The sequence below is a fragment of the Ruegeria sp. CL7 genome, from assembly GCF_056536445.1.
On sequence record NZ_JBQFPQ010000004.1, the window covers coordinates 167,650 to 183,071 of the forward strand.

The window sequence follows — 15,422 nt, forward strand, 5'->3', positions numbered from 1 at the left end:
CCCTGCACAGATGCAGAGGTCAGTAAAAATTCTGTGGGTCGATATCGACGGTCAGGCGGATATCGCCCTTCAGGCGCAACGGGGCGATCCAGCGGGCAATGGCATCCTGAATCGGCGCCCCTTTCGGGGCTTTCACCAACAAGCGCACTCTGTGGCGACCGCGTATACGTGCAATAGGTGCCGGCGCCGGGCCAAAGACCTGAGCACCGATCGCGCGCAGGGGCGAATCGTTGCGGGCCATTGCATTGCCGATATCGAAGACCGGCCCGACCTCGGGGCCCGACAACACGATCCCGGCCATGCGACCATAGGGCGGCACGCCTGCCGCCTGCCGACCCGCTGCCTCGGCTTTCCAGAACCCTTCCTCATCACCCGACAGGATGGCCCGGATCACCGGGTGTTCCGGTTGAAATGTCTGCAAAAGCGCCTGCCCTGGCTTGTCCGCCCGTCCCGCGCGCCCAGCCACTTGCCGCATCAATTGAAACGTACGCTCAGCCGCGCGCAGATCCGCGCCGTGCAGAGACAGGTCAGCGTCAATCACACCGACCAATGTGAGCTTGGGAAAGTTGTGCCCCTTCGCCACCAACTGCGTACCGATGATAATGTCGGCATCCCCGGCGGCGATCTCTTCTATCTTGGCTTTCAATGCCCGGGCTGAACCAAAAAGATCAGAACTCAGCATTGCGATTTTCGCCTCGGGGAAGGTCGCCTCGGCTTCTTCCCCCAGCCGTTCGATCCCCGGCCCGACCGGGGCCAGCTTGCCTTCCACGCCGCAGGAGGGGCAATCTTCGGGCATCGGCTTGGTTTCGCCGCATTGGTGGCACATCAATCGCTTGAGAAACCGATGCTCGACCATGCGTGCGTCGCACTGATCACAGGCGATCTGCTCGCCACAGGCCCGGCACAAGGTCACCGGCGCATAGCCACGGCGGTTGATGAACAACAGCGATTGTTCACCTTTTTCGATCCGCTGCTGCACCGCTTGCCGCAAAGACGGAGAAACCCACGTTCCGGGCTGCATCTGCTCGGCCCGCATGTCGATGGGCTTCATCTCGGGCAATACCGCCGCCCCAAAACGCGAGGTCAGGTCAAGCCTTTCGTACTTGCCCGCCTCGGCATTGGCCCAACTTTCAAGCGAAGGTGTCGCACTGGCCAGGATCACCCGCGCGCCACAGATCGCCGAGCGCAGAACCGCCATGTCGCGTGCGCTGTAGTGCACGCCGTCTTCCTGTTTGTAGGACGTGTCGTGTTCTTCATCGACGACCACAAGCCCCAGATCGCGGAATGGCAGAAACAGCGCCGACCGGGCGCCCACGACCAGTTGCGCATTGCCCTGCCCGACCATCCGCCAGACCCGCCGCCGTTCCGTCATGGTTGCGCCGGAATGCCATTCCGCCGGGCGCGCACCGAACCGCGCCTCGACCCGGGTCAGAAATTCTGCGGTCAGGGCGATCTCGGGCAGCAGGACCAAGGCCTGCCGCCCCATGCGCAGCGCCTCGGCCACGGCCTCCAAATAGACCTCAGTCTTGCCGGAACCGGTAACCCCTTTCAGCAGCGTGGTGCCGTAATCACCGGTCCGCTGCCCGGCCTGAAGCCGTTCGACCGCCGCTGCCTGATCCGCTGTCAGGTCTTTCCCGGGAAGGTCCGGATCAAGATGAGGATAAGGCAGGTCGCGCGGGCTGTCCTCTTCGCGCACGGCGCCTTGTTTGACCAACCCTTTGACAACAGATGACGTTACACCCGCCTGCTCGGCGAGCTCTTTCAAGGTAAAAGCCAGCCCGCCGTAGTCGCGCAATACCTCCAGAACCCGGGTCCGCGCATCGGTCAATCGGTCTGGTTGGCCTTCACCCAAGCGATAGACCTTGCGCATCGATGGCGGATCACCCAAGCCCGGTGCCCGCGTCGCCAGACGCAGCATCGCAGGCATTGGTGTCAGAGTGTAATCGGCGACCTTTTCCAGAAACACCCGCATCTCTTCACGCATCGGTGCAACGTCAAGAACCCGGATTACCGAGCGCGCCTTGCTCAGGTCAAAGCCGCCCTGCCCCGGCCCCCAAACCACCCCCAGAACCTTGCGTGGTCCCAAAGGAACCTCGACAAACGCGCCCAGAACGCACCCGCCTTCGGGCGCTTTGTAATCCAGGGTCCGGTCAAGCGGCTGCGTTGTAAGCACCGCAACCAGCTCTCCTTGGTCGAAAAATCCGTTAGCGCTCACGGCATATCCTTCGCAGGGGGTTCCAGCAGGGGTCTCTTTGAGGTAAAGCCATCCGCGACCAAGGCCAACCCATCAAAGGACTGCCCTCATGAAATTCTTCGTAGACACCGCCGAGATCGACGCCATTGCCGAACTGAACGATCTGGGCATGGTGGACGGCGTAACCACCAACCCTTCGCTGATCCTGAAGTCAGGTCGCGACATTCTGGAAGTGACCAAAGAGATATGTGATCTGGTCGATGGCCCGGTATCGGCCGAGGTTGTCGCCACCGAAGCTGACGACATGATCGCCGAAGGCCGCAAACTGGCCAAGATCGCACCGAACATCGCGGTCAAAGTTCCGCTGACATGGGCCGGCTTGAAAACCTGCAAGACGCTCAGCGACGAAGGCCAGATGGTCAATGTGACGCTCTGCTTCTCGACCAATCAGGCGATTCTGGCTGCGAAAGCGGGCGCGACATTCATCTCGCCTTTCATCGGTCGGCTTGACGATATCAACCTCGACGGCATGGACCTGATCGCAGACATCCGTCAGGTCTATGACAACTACGGGTTCGAGACCGAAATCCTTGCTGCATCGATCCGCACCGTCAACCACGTGACCGACAGCGCCCGCATCGGAGCCGACGTGATCACCGCACCGCCTGCCGTAATCAAGAAGCTGGCCGACCATCCGCTGACCGACAAAGGTCTGGAAACCTTTCTGGCCGACTGGGCCAAAACCGGTCAGAAAATCCTCTGATCTGGCTTGCAACCGCGCGGCGCCATCAGGCGCCGCGCCCGGCCCAACGGCCAAATGCCTGATCTGTGATCGGGCATGGCGGGCGGGAGCCCCTTGCCACAACATGCAAGGAAATCCACCCTTGCGTGCATTTTTTCCAAGGCAAATCCGGTCCGGCATGTTATAAGCCGCGACAACAAAAAAAGACCGGACGGGACATGAGCAGCACCCCCAAACTCGAGGATAACCTCCGCGCGGCAATTCTGGCCGAGCCGGATGTCGTACTGGACGACAAAGACCTGATGCAGGCGCTTGTCGCTGCCAACGAGCAAGCGCGCGGCGACAACGTGATAGACCTGCGCGGCATTGCGATGCAACGGCTCGAGGCGCGGCTGGATCGGCTGGAAGACACCCACCGTTCCGTCATCGCTGCGGCCTATGAAAACCTCGCGGGCACCAATCAGGTCCACCGCGCCATTCTGCGATTGCTGGAACCTGTCGAGTTCGAAGATTTCCTGCGCGCGCTGGGCGCCGATGTGGCGGACATCCTGCGCGTCGACAGCGTTACGCTGGTTCTGGAAACAACCGTGGTTCAGAACGATCCCGCAATCGACACGTTGGGCGGGGTCCTGACGATCGCGGAACCCGGTTTCATCGACCGGTACCTGACCATTGATCGCGGCGGTCCTGCGCGGGATGTGATCTTGCGGGAAATCCACCAGCCAAACCGACGTATTTTCGGGTCACAGGCCGATCAGCTTCGTTCCGAGGCCTGCCTGAAGCTGGACCTCGGGGCCGGTCGCCTTCCGGGCATGATCGTCATGGCCGCCCGCGACCCGCGGCATTTCACCCCGCAGCTGGGCACCGATCTTCTGGCCTTTTTTGCCGGCGTGTTCGAACGCTCGATGCGCCACTGGTTGTCGTGAGCCTGGTCTCGCCCGCTTGCCGCGACGCGCTTCAGCATTGGCTGGACAGCCTGAGCGCGCTTGCCGGACGATCCGAGAATACGCTAAACGCCTATCGTGGCGATGTCGTCGAGTTTCTGTCGTTCATGACCCTGCATCACGCCGAACGGCATGGCCTGAAGGCGCTGGAACGGATCACGGTATCGGATATGCGCGCCTGGATGGCGGATCAGCGCGGCGCGGACGTCAGCGCGCGGTCTTTGGCGCGCAAACTGTCGGCGGTCAAAAGCTTCTACCGTTGGCTGGCAGAGCGTGAGGGGTTCGAGCCCACCGCCGTTCTGTCCACCCGCGCGCCGAAATTTACCAAGAAACTGCCCCGTCCGCTGGCCGAAGATGCAGCCCGCGCCATGATCGATACAGTGGAACTGCAATCCACATCCGACTGGGTCGCGGCGCGCGACGTCGCGGTTGTCACGCTGCTGTACGGATGCGGCCTGCGCATATCCGAGGCGCTGTCCCTGACCGGAGCGGACGCGCCTTTGCCCACCACGCTGCGCATCGTCGGGAAAGGCGACAAAGAGAGGGTCGTACCGGTTCTTCCTGCCGCCCGCGAAGCGGTCGACGGATACCTGAAGCTGTGTCCCCATCCACAAGCACAGGACAAAGCCCTGTTTCGAGGCGTCCGTGGCGGGCCATTGAACCCGCGTGCAATCCAAGGGGTCATGGCCAAGGCACGTATGCAATTGGGGCTGCCCTCAACCGCAACACCCCACGCGATGCGGCACAGCTTTGCCACCCACCTGCTGTCAGCCGGAGGCGACCTGCGTGCCATTCAAGAGCTTCTAGGCCACGCCTCTTTGTCGACGACGCAGGCCTATACGGCAGTGGACACTGCGCGGTTGATGGAGGTCTACAACAGCGCGCATCCCAAAGCCTGAAGTGCACATGACTCGAAAACCCGGGCTTTTGGTTTGCATCTCGGACGCGCATCAGTCATGACGCTCGCATGACACTCAGATTCAAAGCTCTTTCCGTTCATCTCTTTACTGCAACAGGCGCTGTTTTTGCCATGTTGGCCATGCTGGCCGCGGTCGAAGAGAAATGGAGCCTTATGTATCTTTGGCTTGTCGTGTCTTTCATTGTAGACGGTATCGATGGCCCGCTGGCGCGACATTATCACGTCAAGCACAACGCGCCCGAGTTCGACGGCGTTCTGCTGGATCTGATCATCGATTACCTGACCTATGTGTTCATTCCGGCTTTTGCCCTGTTCAAATCGGGGCTGATGGACGGCTGGACCGGATGGTTCGCGATCATCGTCATCACATTTGCCAGTGCGATGTATTTCGCGGATACACGCATGAAGACCAAGGACAATTCCTTTTCCGGTTTTCCCGGGTGCTGGAACATGTTCGTGATCGTGATCTTCGCACTGGAACCGAATTTCTGGATCATCCTGCTGCTGGTCACCCTGCTGTCGCTGGCCATGTTTCTGCCGCTGAAATTCGTTCATCCCGTGCGCACCGAGCGCTGGCGCAGCCTGACCTTGCCGATGGCGCTGGCATGGACGTTCTTCGCGGGTTGGGCCGCATGGGTCGATTTTCACCCCGAAAGCTGGGCCCATTGGGGGCTGGTCATCACCAGCCTGTACCTGACCTTCGCAGGCATCGCCCAACAGGTTGTTCCGCAGCGCCACGCCTGACGCAGCGCTGCCCGTCCCGTTTTACAGAACGTCCTGCACCTCGAACTCGGTGCCGTTATGGGTAAAGACGTCGCCCTTTTGCAGACCTGCCATCGCCAGATATATCGGGCTTTGGGTTGAAATGCCCATATAGGTCTTGCCATCCACTTCAAACCGCGTTGTCGAGACACACACGACAAATCTGCGGTTGTTGAACTTGATCACAGCTCCTGGCCTGACCGTGTCGGCAAGGCTGAAATCGGTATTTTCGATGACATCAATCTTGGCATGATGCGCATGAACCGGGGCATCGAAGGCAGCCGCCAGATCGGCGTTTTCCCGCGATGCGGCAATGTCATCCTTGTCGTGACCTTCCCTGTCATCCAACTGGGCATCTTTCAAAAACGCATCGTAATGCGCCTGCGCCGTTGCAAGCTCTTGCGCTTCAAGCGACATCAACCGGTCGATAATGGCCTTCTTGCGGGCTGCACGGTCTTGTTCAGTGGTCATGCAATGCGGTCCTTCAAATTCAGCAATGGTTACAAGTTGTGTCTGCAAAAAGCGGATTGCAACCGAATTTCGACGCTCAGATCAAAAGACCTGCCGCCCGCTCATGCCGCAACAGGGCAACTTTCGTCTCAACACCACCGTCGCCCGAAAAACCGCCCAGGCCATTTGCGGCCAGTACCCGATGGCAGGGAACGATGACGGGAATGGGGTTTGATCCGCAGGCTTGGCCAACCGGCTGGGCGGGTTGCCCCAGTTCTTTGGCGATATCGCCATAGGTGCGTGTTTCTCCAAGCGGGATGGCATACATCAGGTCACAGACCCGCTTTTGAAACTCTGAACCGTCAATGTGATACGGCAGATCGAAACGGTCAAGCCGCCCTTGATCATAGGCCCTCAACTGGGCGGCGGCTTCGCGCAGCAGCGCAGTCGGCTCACCCTCGTCCCTGCCGTTCCAGACAAGCCGTGTAAGGGCCCCGTCTGTTTCTTCAACACCAAGTCGTCCGAACTGAGTTTCAACGGAAATCATCGCCATGGACCGACGGTTTCAGATCAAAGCGCCAAGCACAAGCGCGGGAATGTGCAAGACCACGCAAAACGTCATTTTTGGGCATTGGCGCCATTCGTGATACGCTCCTGCCGTTACTTAAAGAGATTTTGGAGAACGCAATGGGTCGACATTTGATCCTCACGGTACATGGAATCGGTGAACAAAAACCCGGCGAAACCGTCGATCAGGTCGTTGGCGCAGCAACAACTTGGCTGGATGGAAACCCCAGACCACCGATCGAAGTCGAACGCGGCATGATCGAACTGGCCGAATCCACCTTCGACGGAAATCCACGAAATGCAGAGCTGTTCGAAGTCAATCTGCGCACGGTGACTGACCCGGCTGTTCCTCAGGACAAGGCCCTGTTTGCCGAAGTTTATTGGGCTGATCGCTCTCCGGCCCCGAAAGGAGCGATCAAAACCGTGCTGGACCTGATTTGGGTCGTTCTGGCGTTGGGATATCTGGCGATGGACAATGTCGAGCAAACCCACATCCGAAAAGGCGTTGCTTCGGACCAACCCAATGGCAGGAATACACTGGCGGCACAGCTGGTACATCTTTTCACATGGGTCTTCTTCGGTGCGGTTGCGACGCTGAACGTCTTTTTGTTGATCGGTGCCGCAGCGGTCATGACCGACCGGATACCTGTCTCGGTTTTCCAGAACCCTACCCTTTTGTTCTGGCTTCTGTTCGTGCTGTACGCCGGCGGAGCCATTGTCGGGCTGGGGCAAAGCCGATCCGCACCGACCTATCTCAGGCGGGTCTTCTGGCGAGGAATGCTCGCAATGGGAGCAGCACTGACCCTGTGCCTAATCATTGGGCCGCTGGGCCTGAAATTGTGGGCATGCGCCCCTTCCGAAACAGGAAATTGCCCGCCGGCCCTGGAGCAATTCGTGGCGTTTCAGGTTTTTCTGCTCTCCATCTTCTGGGCCACTCTTATCTTCCTGACAATCATTCTTTACGCGTTGTCCGCCTGGACGTTGCGGATCAATGACACACTTTCAGAGCACAGGCGGCTGTACCCCAGCATCTGTGCAGGCATGCTGGTTTTCTGGATGTTCTTCATTTCCGGCCTCTGGTTGACCATAGAGCAATTACTGGAAACTGTTTCGGGCCTGTCCGGCGGTCAGCTGCAACGTCTTTTTGAAAGCAATTTGAACGAGTCCATCGAAACTCTCAGCGTGGCCTTTGTGGCCATCGTTCTGTTGGGGTTCGTTGGCGTCGGGCTTTTTGCAGGTCGCAAAACGTACAAGGCCAACCTTCACACCCGCAGCGGTCTGATTAGCCGGGCGATTGTAAACCGGCTGGCGCAGTGGGTCTTTCTGTTTGGTACAATCGTGCTGGTTCTGGTCACGATCCGAGAGATCGCAGCCAACCAGAGTTTTGAGGCCGCATGCAACGTGGGCATAGGTGAAACCAACCCGATCTCTTGGGCTTTGGACAGGTTGGCCTGTTCGCAGGGCGAGATCGGCCTGATCGTTCTTGGCGCAACTGCGTTGATGTACCGGTTTTCTGATTTTGTTTCCGCCGGGCTGGGCGTTGCACGGGATATCGTTACCTACGCCATTCGCGACAAATGCTATCTGGAAAAAGATCTGGAAACGCGGCAACGCAACTATCCGGATCGTAAGGCGATAGACGAGCGTTTCTATCGCACGTTGTACTATGTTCTCGATATCTTTCCAGCGGATCATATCACAGTGATATCCCATTCGCAGGGCACCGTGATCGCCACACAGATGCTTGCTGACCCACGTGTCCAAAGACGCATCGGCGGGCGGGCTCTGACACTCATCACGATGGGCTCTCCGGTCACCCATATCTATCAGCGCTATTTTCCCGAGATGTTCACCATCACCGCCAGTCAGTTGAACGCCGCGTGGTTCAACATCTTCCGGCAGGACGATTTTGTCGGAACCGAGATCGAGGGTGGGCTCATTTTTGCAAATCGAAACATCCCGGTCGATCCCGGCGGGCACACCGGTTACTTTACGGACTATCAGGTTTGGAAAGCCCTGTCAGATCCTGCCATTGGCTTTGATCTGTTCAATCCAACACGGCAATCTGTGCAGACATAGCCCAAAATGCCCCCCGACTGAATTCGGGGGGCGCGTTGATTTATCCCAGGGCCTCATTGCAGCGCCCGCAGACGCCCGCGTGGGTGTGGCGGCCCACATCAGGCAGGATTTTCCAGCAACGCTGACATTTCTCGCCTTCTGCTTTTTCGAACACGACGGCAACGCCTTCGATTTCCGGCACACGGAACGCCTCGGCCGGGGCGGGATCGCCGGTCACGGTCAGGCCCGAGGTGATGCACATGTCGTCCACGTCGAACGTGGCCAGCAGATCGCGGGTATCACCATCCTCGACATGCACGATCGGTGCCGCCTCGAGGCTGGAGCCGATCACCTTGTCCTGACGCTGAACCTCGAGCGCGGCAGTCACGGCCCGGCGCACACGACGCACCTTGGCCATATTGGCCTCAAGCTCGGCATCGCGCCAATCGGCGGGTGTGTCCGGGAAGTCCACCAGATGGACCGAACTGTCATCGCCCGGGAACCGCTCCAGCCAGACCTCTTCCATGGTGAAGACCAGAACCGGGGCCAGCCAGGTGGTCAGGCGGTGGAACAGAATATCCAGAACAGTGCGCGCGGCGCGGCGGCGTGTGCTGTCCCCGTCGCAGTACAGAACATCCTTGCGAACGTCGAAATAGAAGGACGACAGATCAACCGTCGCAAAGTTGAACACGGCGCTGAAAACACCCTGGAAATCAAACGCGGCATAACCCTTGCGCACCTGCTCATCCAATTCCGCCAGACGGCTGAGAACCCAGCGTTCCAGACGCGGCATATCCTCGGGCACGACGCGGTCGGCCTCGGTGAAGTCGGCCAATGAGCCCAGCATGAACCGCATGGTGTTGCGCAGACGGCGATAGCTGTCGGCAGTGCCCTTCAGAATCTCCGGCCCGATCCGCTGGTCGGCGGTATAGTCGGTCTGAGCCACCCATAGGCGCAGAATATCGGCGCCGTATTGCTTGACGACCTCTTCCGGCACGATGGTGTTGCCCAGCGACTTGGACATCTTGTTGCCCTTGGCGTCCAGCGTGAAACCGTGGGTCACTACGTTGCGATAGGGCGCGCGGCCCTTGGTGCCGCAGGCTTGCAGCATGGACGAATGGAACCAGCCGCGGTGCTGGTCGGTGCCTTCCATGTAGACATCGGCAATGCCATCCTCGGTCCCGTCCTCGCGGTCGCGCAGAACGAAGGCGTGGGTGGAACCCGAGTCGAACCACACATCCAGCACATCAAAGACCTGTTCGTAATCGTCCGGGTTGGCGATTCCGTCGAGGATCTTTTCCTTGAAGCCGTCGGTGTACCAGACGTCCGCGCCGTCCTTCTCGAACGCTGCCTTGATGCGGGCGTTGAGTTCGGCGTTGCGTAACAGGTAATCCGCGTCGGTGGGCAGAGCGCCCTTCTTGGTGAAGCAGGTCAGCGGCACACCCCATGCACGCTGGCGCGACAGAACCCAGTCCGGGCGCGCCTCGATCATCGAATACAGGCGGTTACGACCCGTCTGCGGGGTCCATTTCACCAGCTCGTCGATGGAGCGCAGAGCACGTTCGCGGATGGTGTCGCCCATCTCGCCCATGCCATCGTCCAGCTTACGGTCGACGGATGCGAACCACTGCGGCGTGTTGCGGTAGATGATTGGAGCTTTCGAGCGCCACGAATGCGGATAGCTGTGCTTGATCTTGCCGCGCGCCAGCAGCCCGCCGACTTCGGCCAGCTTGTCGATGACGGCCTTGTTTGCGTCACCCTCGCCGCCCTTGCGGGACAGGATGTATTTGCCGCCAAAGAACGGCAGATCAGCGCGGAACGAGCCATCGTCCATCACGTTATAGGTGATGACCTGCTCCAGCATGCCCAGATCACGGTACAGCTCGAATTCCTCCATCCCGTGGGACGGCGCGCAGTGGACGAATCCAGTACCTTCGGTATCGGTCACGAAGTCAGCGGCGCGGAAATCGCGGATGTCGTCCCATTCGCCATTGCCGCCATCGGCGCCGGCCAGCGGGTGAAGCAACTGAACGCTCTCCAACTCGTCGGCAGTCACGTCACGCACACGGGTCCACTGATCGTCGTTCAGACGGGCACGGCCCAATACATCGGCGGCCAGGTTGTCGGCCAACAGGAACTTGTCGCCTACCTTGGCCCAGCATTCTTCCGGCGCGCCGGTGACTTCGTAGAGTCCATAGGAGATGTCTTTACCGTATACGACGGCCTTGTTCGACGGCATGGTCCACGGCGTGGTCGTCCAGATCACCACACAGGCGTCATCCAGATCACCCGCGTTGACGACCTTGAACTTCACCCAGATAGTGAAGCTTTCCTTGTCGTGATACTCGACCTCGGCCTCGGCCAGGGCCGTCTTTTCGATGGGCGACCACATGACTGGCTTTGAACCCTGATAGAGCGTGCCGTTCATCAGGAACTTCATGAATTCGTCCGCAATCACCGCCTCGGCGTGATAATCCATGGTGATGTAGGGATCGGGCCAGTTGCCAGTGATGCCCAGACGCTTGAACTCTTCGCGCTGCACGTCGATCCAGCCTTCGGCGAACTTGCGGCATTCCTGACGGAAATCGACGATGTTCACCTCGTCCTTGTTCTTGCCCTTCTTGCGGTACTGTTCCTCGATCTTCCATTCGATCGGCAGGCCGTGGCAGTCCCAGCCGGGGACGTATCGCGCATCAAAGCCCATCATCTGATGGGATCGCACGATCATGTCCTTGATGGTCTTATTCAGGGCGTGGCCGATATGCAGGTGACCATTCGCGTAAGGGGGGCCATCGTGCAGGGTAAAGGGCGTGCGGCCCTTTTTCTCGCGCAGGCGGTCATAGACACCGATGGTCTCCCACCGTTCCAGCCATGCGGGTTCGCGCTTGGGCAGGCCGGCGCGCATGGGGAAATCGGTTTTGGGCAGGTTCAGCGTGTCTTTGTAATCAGGTGTCTGGATCGTGTCGGCGCACATTTGGGGCGTCCTTTGGATGATCTGGTCGTCTATTGGATCGAAGCGGTCGGTGCGAAGTCTCAAACACCTTTGCCCGGCGTCTCAGGAGGTCAGAGCGCCGGGGATATAATTCGAATAATGATGGCCATCCGGTCATACATGGCGCGCTTATATGACGCCGGCACCTAATGGTCCAGAGGTTCTGCCCGCTGCGGCGAATGGCGCAGTTTCGCCCACCGGTTCAGCCACGCAAGACCGGCCAGCGCAAGGCCCAGCGCCAACAGCGAAAACACCCGGATCAGGCCGCCCAGACCGGCGATGTCGATCAGGAAGACCTTGGCCACCGCCAGCCCGATCACCGCCAGCCCGGCCTTGCGCATCAGGTCGGATCGGCGGGCAAGAGATTGATAGAACAAAGCGGCCCCGATCAGCAGCAGCACCAAAGTGTAGGTGTACAGTTCCGGCTGGGTGACGCCGTTGCCTTCATACATACCCGCCGCGCCCTGCCAGACGTGACGGATGGTCAAACCCAACCAAACTGCCGCCAACGTCCCTGCAACGGCAAAGCTTGCTTGCATGATCGGTTTCGGCATTTCCCGGATCCTCCAGACCGATCCGCCGATGGCCAATGCGGGCAACAGATAAGCAACGGCCAGCGTATTCAAAACCGGCGGCCCAAGCACCGGATCCGCATTCGGATCAAACAAGGGGTTCTGGTCCGCCAATGCCTGCAACAGATAGAAAAGGCCATGCCCCGCAAAGAACAGAGCAAGCAGGTATCGCAGATAGTTCAGTTTGCCACCCAGCCCGAACCTCTGCACCTGCGCGAACGCAAGCAAAAGCCAGATGACGGCCAGCAGACCCAGGCCCCAATGGCTGTTGTCAGCGCCGCCCTCGCCGAAGCCTTCAAGCCAACGCAGCAGCAGCAATGAAAGCAGGATACCCGCTGTCGCCCAGGCCGCGCTTTCCAGCAGCAGCGCCGCCAGTGGGCGCTTCAACGGACGCAAAAGCCTCCAGCCCACGACAAATCCCAATGTGGCCGCGCCATAGACCATCGCCACCTCGGACACCGGAGCGGAATTGGCCCAGTCCAGCCCGGGATCAAGCACCAAACGCACCGTGACGGAAAAGACACCGGCCCAGATGAACCAGCTCATCGGCGGCAGGATGAACCTGCGGTCCAACGCGGCCGCAACCACAACGCTGGCGACCAATGCAACCGTCAGCGCCGCCGAGCTGAGCACGATGACGCAGGCAAAGACCAGACACGACAGCATGGACAGGGTGGCCAGCGCCGCCCGCATCCGGTCATCGCCGTCAACGCGGGCAAAGCGTTCAGCCAGAACCACCATCAACACAGCCAGCGCAATCGCGTGGAGCGCCCAGGGGTAAGCCCCGATCACCGAAGCCGGATGCCAGCCTATTTCCAGCGCGATGGCCAGAACGGGTGCAAAAAGCGCGGCTCCTCCGGCCCAAACGGCGCGATACTGGCTTGCCTTGAATGACCGCCACGCCATCAGGGCCGACATCAAACCTCCCAAAGCGACCAGAACAGTCACCACCATCGGATAGTCGGCCTCGGGCGTTTCTGCGTAAGTGGCCGCGAACCTGCCCAGAACCGCGCCCTTCTCAAGCCCGTGAGAGGCGACAAAGACCACCAAACCGGCCGCAGGCAGGACAGTCAGGTCCCGAAGGGCCGGTGCATCCTTGGCCCAGAGGAGCAGCGCCAGAACAAGGGCAGACAACAGGCTGACGCCCAGCCAGAATTCGGGTTCCGTGTCCGCCCAATGCCAGGACAGGATCACCGTACTTGCCGCGACGACCCCGGCGGCCAGACGAGTTGGGAATTCTGGCCAGGGGCGGGCCTTTGGGCGGCGGATCATCTCAGTCAGCATAGGGCCCGCGTGATTTGGCCAAATGCGCCGCACCGGAATGGCCGTTGCCAAAAGCGCCAGCACCGTTGCCGCGATCAGGTATCCCGATTCCGTACTCGGCGCGCCCATCACCAGAAGCAGGTTCGCCGCATAGGCCCCGAACAGTGTCAGGACCGAGATCCACGCCCAGCGCCGTACCGTGTCGATACCCAGACCCAAGACGGCGACCAGCAGGAAATACGCGTAAAGCCACGACGGATCATCGGACGTGCCGCCGACCAGGAAAGGCGCCGCGAAGGCACCGATCAAACCGACCGCAGCCAACAGCGGACCATGGAACCACCCCAGAACGAGCCCCACCAGCGCGACAACGACCATCCCTGCCAGTGCCGTTTCGGCACCGATCAGGTTGTACAGCTGGCGCGCGGACAGGATGGCCCCGAACAAAGTGACAAGCCCGGCACCGGAAAAGACCGAGGGCAGATAGGCGGTTGCCACCGCTTCGTCATCACCGAACTTGCGGCGCAGGACTTCTCCTCCGATGATCAGAACCGTGCCGAAACCCAGGGCTGCGACGACACGGGCCGCCGGCGGCAGCAAACCGTTTTCGACGCCGTATTGCACAAGGAAAATACCGGCCAGCGCCAGAGACAGGGCCGAAACCACATAAAACCAGTTCTCGCGCAGCCACGCTCCCAATGCCGCAAACCTGTCATGGCGAAACACGACAGCCGGAGAAGAAACCTCTGCATCCTGAGCGTCGGCACTGTTGTCTTCCTGCCGCTTTGAAGCCGACCAGGGTGCCGGCCTGCGCGGCTTTTCTTCAGCAGCAGGATGCGGTGCAGGCGTTTCCTGTTCCGGTTGCGGCAGGACCGTCGCATCGCCTGAGGCCAAGGCGTCGATTTGCGCTTCCAGCTGCTCTACCCGGCGACGCAAACGGGAATGCCCGACCAAAAGAGCGATCAATGTCACAGGGATGGCCAGAACAATCAGGCCAACAAGAACAAGCAGCGATTCCAACCGAGTCTCCGATCCTTTTGGAGGTCAGGCTATCTTGAGCCGTCCGAAAGTGACAGTCAGGAAAGCTGTGAACCGATCTAAAGCACCGAAATCGCCGGGCGCGCGATCGTCGGCCTGAAAAGGTCCGGGGTCTGCGGTAAGGCCCACTGCAACAACCGTCATCCCAGCGCCGCAAATTTCATGGGTGGAACAGGGACCCGACGAGATACGCGATCAGCGCGGCCAGCCCGCCGATCAAAAGCGTCTCGATCCCCGACCGCCACCAGGGGGCCAGTGACCACCGGCTTTTGAGCGCGCCAATCGCAAAGAAGACAGCCATGGTCATCCAGGCCGAGATCGCAAACGCGTTCGGCACGGACACCAGAAACGGCAGCAATGGGATCATCCCCGCCACCAGAAACGCAAAGAACGTGGCCAATGCGGCTTTCATCGGATGCGGGTCGACACTGCCCAGACCATATTCACCTTCGATCATCAGGTTGATCCAGTTTTCGGTGCTCGAGGTGATCTCTGCCGTGGCCTCGATCAGAATGTCGCCAGACAGCCCTTTTTGCGCAAGGATCTCTCGCACTTCTTCGCGCTCACCATCCGGGTACAACGCAATGTGGCGTTCCTCGACCGCGCGGATGCGGCGAATGTTGTCCAGCTCGGCCTTGGTGCCTGAATAATTGCCCGCAGCCATCGAAAACCCGTCAGCCAGAACATTCGCCAGGCCAAGCGCCACGATAACGAAAGGGGAAAGACCTGCCCCTGCAACGCCTGCCACAATGGCAAATGTGGTGACGGACCCGTCGATGCCGCCATAGACGACATCGCGCAACACGCCGCGTCCGGGCGGTGCGTTGATCCGTTCGGCGATTTCCTGCGGGCTGTGACCGTGATCCGTCATGGCTGGCTCCTTTGACACATTCAGTGTGCCGAAGCGCAGGCCGGGGCGCC

At 60.0% G+C, this 15,422-nt stretch carries 11 protein-coding genes; 5 read left to right on the top strand and 6 right to left on the bottom strand.

Annotated features, from left to right (window positions below):
* Positions 1–19 precede the first annotated feature (19 nt).
* A complete protein-coding gene (locus tag ACR0LI_RS12775) occupies positions 20–2,215 on the bottom strand; it encodes a primosomal protein N' (protein ID WP_480718614.1) in 2,196 nt (731 codons plus the stop codon).
* Positions 2,216–2,303: 88 nt separating this feature from the next.
* On the opposite strand from ACR0LI_RS12775, the gene fsa reads away from it, so the two are divergent.
* From fsa to ACR0LI_RS12795, 4 genes are all read left to right on the top strand, one after another.
* The gene (gene fsa, locus ACR0LI_RS12780) at positions 2,304–2,957 is read left to right on the top strand and encodes a fructose-6-phosphate aldolase (protein ID WP_152457215.1); all 654 of its coding nucleotides are present in this window, start codon (positions 2,304–2,306) and stop codon (positions 2,955–2,957) included.
* Between the two features lie 197 nt (positions 2,958–3,154).
* Positions 3,155–3,862 carry a DUF484 family protein gene (locus tag ACR0LI_RS12785; RefSeq protein ID WP_171636814.1) on the top strand — a complete coding sequence of 236 codons (708 nt, stop codon included), beginning with the start codon at positions 3,155–3,157 and terminating at the stop codon, positions 3,860–3,862.
* Positions 3,859–4,779, top strand: coding sequence for a tyrosine recombinase XerC (locus ACR0LI_RS12790; protein ID WP_171636812.1), 921 nt, complete (start codon positions 3,859–3,861; stop codon positions 4,777–4,779). The genes ACR0LI_RS12785 and ACR0LI_RS12790 overlap by 4 nt, the downstream gene beginning before the upstream one ends.
* A 68-nt stretch (positions 4,780–4,847) precedes the next feature.
* Entirely contained in the window at positions 4,848–5,543 is a 696-nt protein-coding gene (locus tag ACR0LI_RS12795) for a CDP-alcohol phosphatidyltransferase family protein (protein ID WP_170344959.1), read from the top strand.
* 21 nt (positions 5,544–5,564) lie between these two features.
* Here the strand turns inward: ACR0LI_RS12795 and ACR0LI_RS12800 are convergent, their stop codons facing one another.
* Both ACR0LI_RS12800 and ACR0LI_RS12805 read right to left on the bottom strand, forming a co-directional pair.
* A complete protein-coding gene (locus ACR0LI_RS12800) occupies positions 5,565–6,032 on the bottom strand; it encodes a hypothetical protein (protein ID WP_152457211.1) in 468 nt (155 codons plus the stop codon).
* 76 nt (positions 6,033–6,108) lie between these two features.
* A complete protein-coding gene (locus ACR0LI_RS12805) occupies positions 6,109–6,564 on the bottom strand; it encodes a methylated-DNA--[protein]-cysteine S-methyltransferase (protein WP_480718615.1) in 456 nt (151 codons plus the stop codon).
* Between the two features lie 134 nt (positions 6,565–6,698).
* Here ACR0LI_RS12805 and ACR0LI_RS12810 point away from each other — a divergent pair, with 134 nt between their 5' ends.
* Positions 6,699–8,657, top strand: a complete 1,959-nt coding sequence (locus ACR0LI_RS12810) for a lipase family protein (protein ID WP_480718616.1) — start codon at positions 6,699–6,701, stop codon at positions 8,655–8,657.
* 40 nt (positions 8,658–8,697) lie between these two features.
* Here the strand turns inward: ACR0LI_RS12810 and ileS are convergent, their stop codons facing one another.
* The 3 genes from ileS to ACR0LI_RS12825 all read right to left on the bottom strand — a co-directional run bounded on the left by ileS (position 8,698) and on the right by ACR0LI_RS12825 (position 15,372).
* Positions 8,698–11,610, bottom strand: coding sequence for an isoleucine--tRNA ligase (gene ileS, locus ACR0LI_RS12815; RefSeq protein WP_480718617.1), 2,913 nt, complete (start codon positions 11,608–11,610; stop codon positions 8,698–8,700).
* A gap of 164 nt (positions 11,611–11,774) precedes the next feature.
* Positions 11,775–14,483, bottom strand: a complete 2,709-nt coding sequence (locus ACR0LI_RS12820) for a DUF2339 domain-containing protein (protein WP_480718618.1) — start codon at positions 14,481–14,483, stop codon at positions 11,775–11,777.
* Positions 14,484–14,661: 178 nt separating this feature from the next.
* Positions 14,662–15,372, bottom strand: coding sequence for a VIT1/CCC1 transporter family protein (locus ACR0LI_RS12825; protein ID WP_171636806.1), 711 nt, complete (start codon positions 15,370–15,372; stop codon positions 14,662–14,664).
* Positions 15,373–15,422 lie beyond the last annotated feature (50 nt).

What these genes read in the sequence shown, in the direction of transcription:
- ACR0LI_RS12800 (WP_152457211.1), bottom strand. Translation starts at nt 6,032, where the DNA reads ATGACCACTGAACAAGACCGTGCAGCCCGCAAGAAGGCCATTATCGAC.
- ACR0LI_RS12785 (WP_171636814.1), top strand. Translation starts at nt 3,155, where the DNA reads ATGAGCAGCACCCCCAAACTCGAGGATAACCTCCGCGCGGCAATTCTG.
- ACR0LI_RS12810 (WP_480718616.1), top strand. Translation starts at nt 6,699, where the DNA reads ATGGGTCGACATTTGATCCTCACGGTACATGGAATCGGTGAACAAAAA.
- fsa (WP_152457215.1), top strand. Translation starts at nt 2,304, where the DNA reads ATGAAATTCTTCGTAGACACCGCCGAGATCGACGCCATTGCCGAACTG.
- ACR0LI_RS12825 (WP_171636806.1), bottom strand. Translation starts at nt 15,372, where the DNA reads ATGACGGATCACGGTCACAGCCCGCAGGAAATCGCCGAACGGATCAAC.
- ileS (WP_480718617.1), bottom strand. Translation starts at nt 11,610, where the DNA reads ATGTGCGCCGACACGATCCAGACACCTGATTACAAAGACACGCTGAAC.
- ACR0LI_RS12805 (WP_480718615.1), bottom strand. Translation starts at nt 6,564, where the DNA reads ATGGCGATGATTTCCGTTGAAACTCAGTTCGGACGACTTGGTGTTGAA.
- ACR0LI_RS12795 (WP_170344959.1), top strand. Translation starts at nt 4,848, where the DNA reads ATGACACTCAGATTCAAAGCTCTTTCCGTTCATCTCTTTACTGCAACA.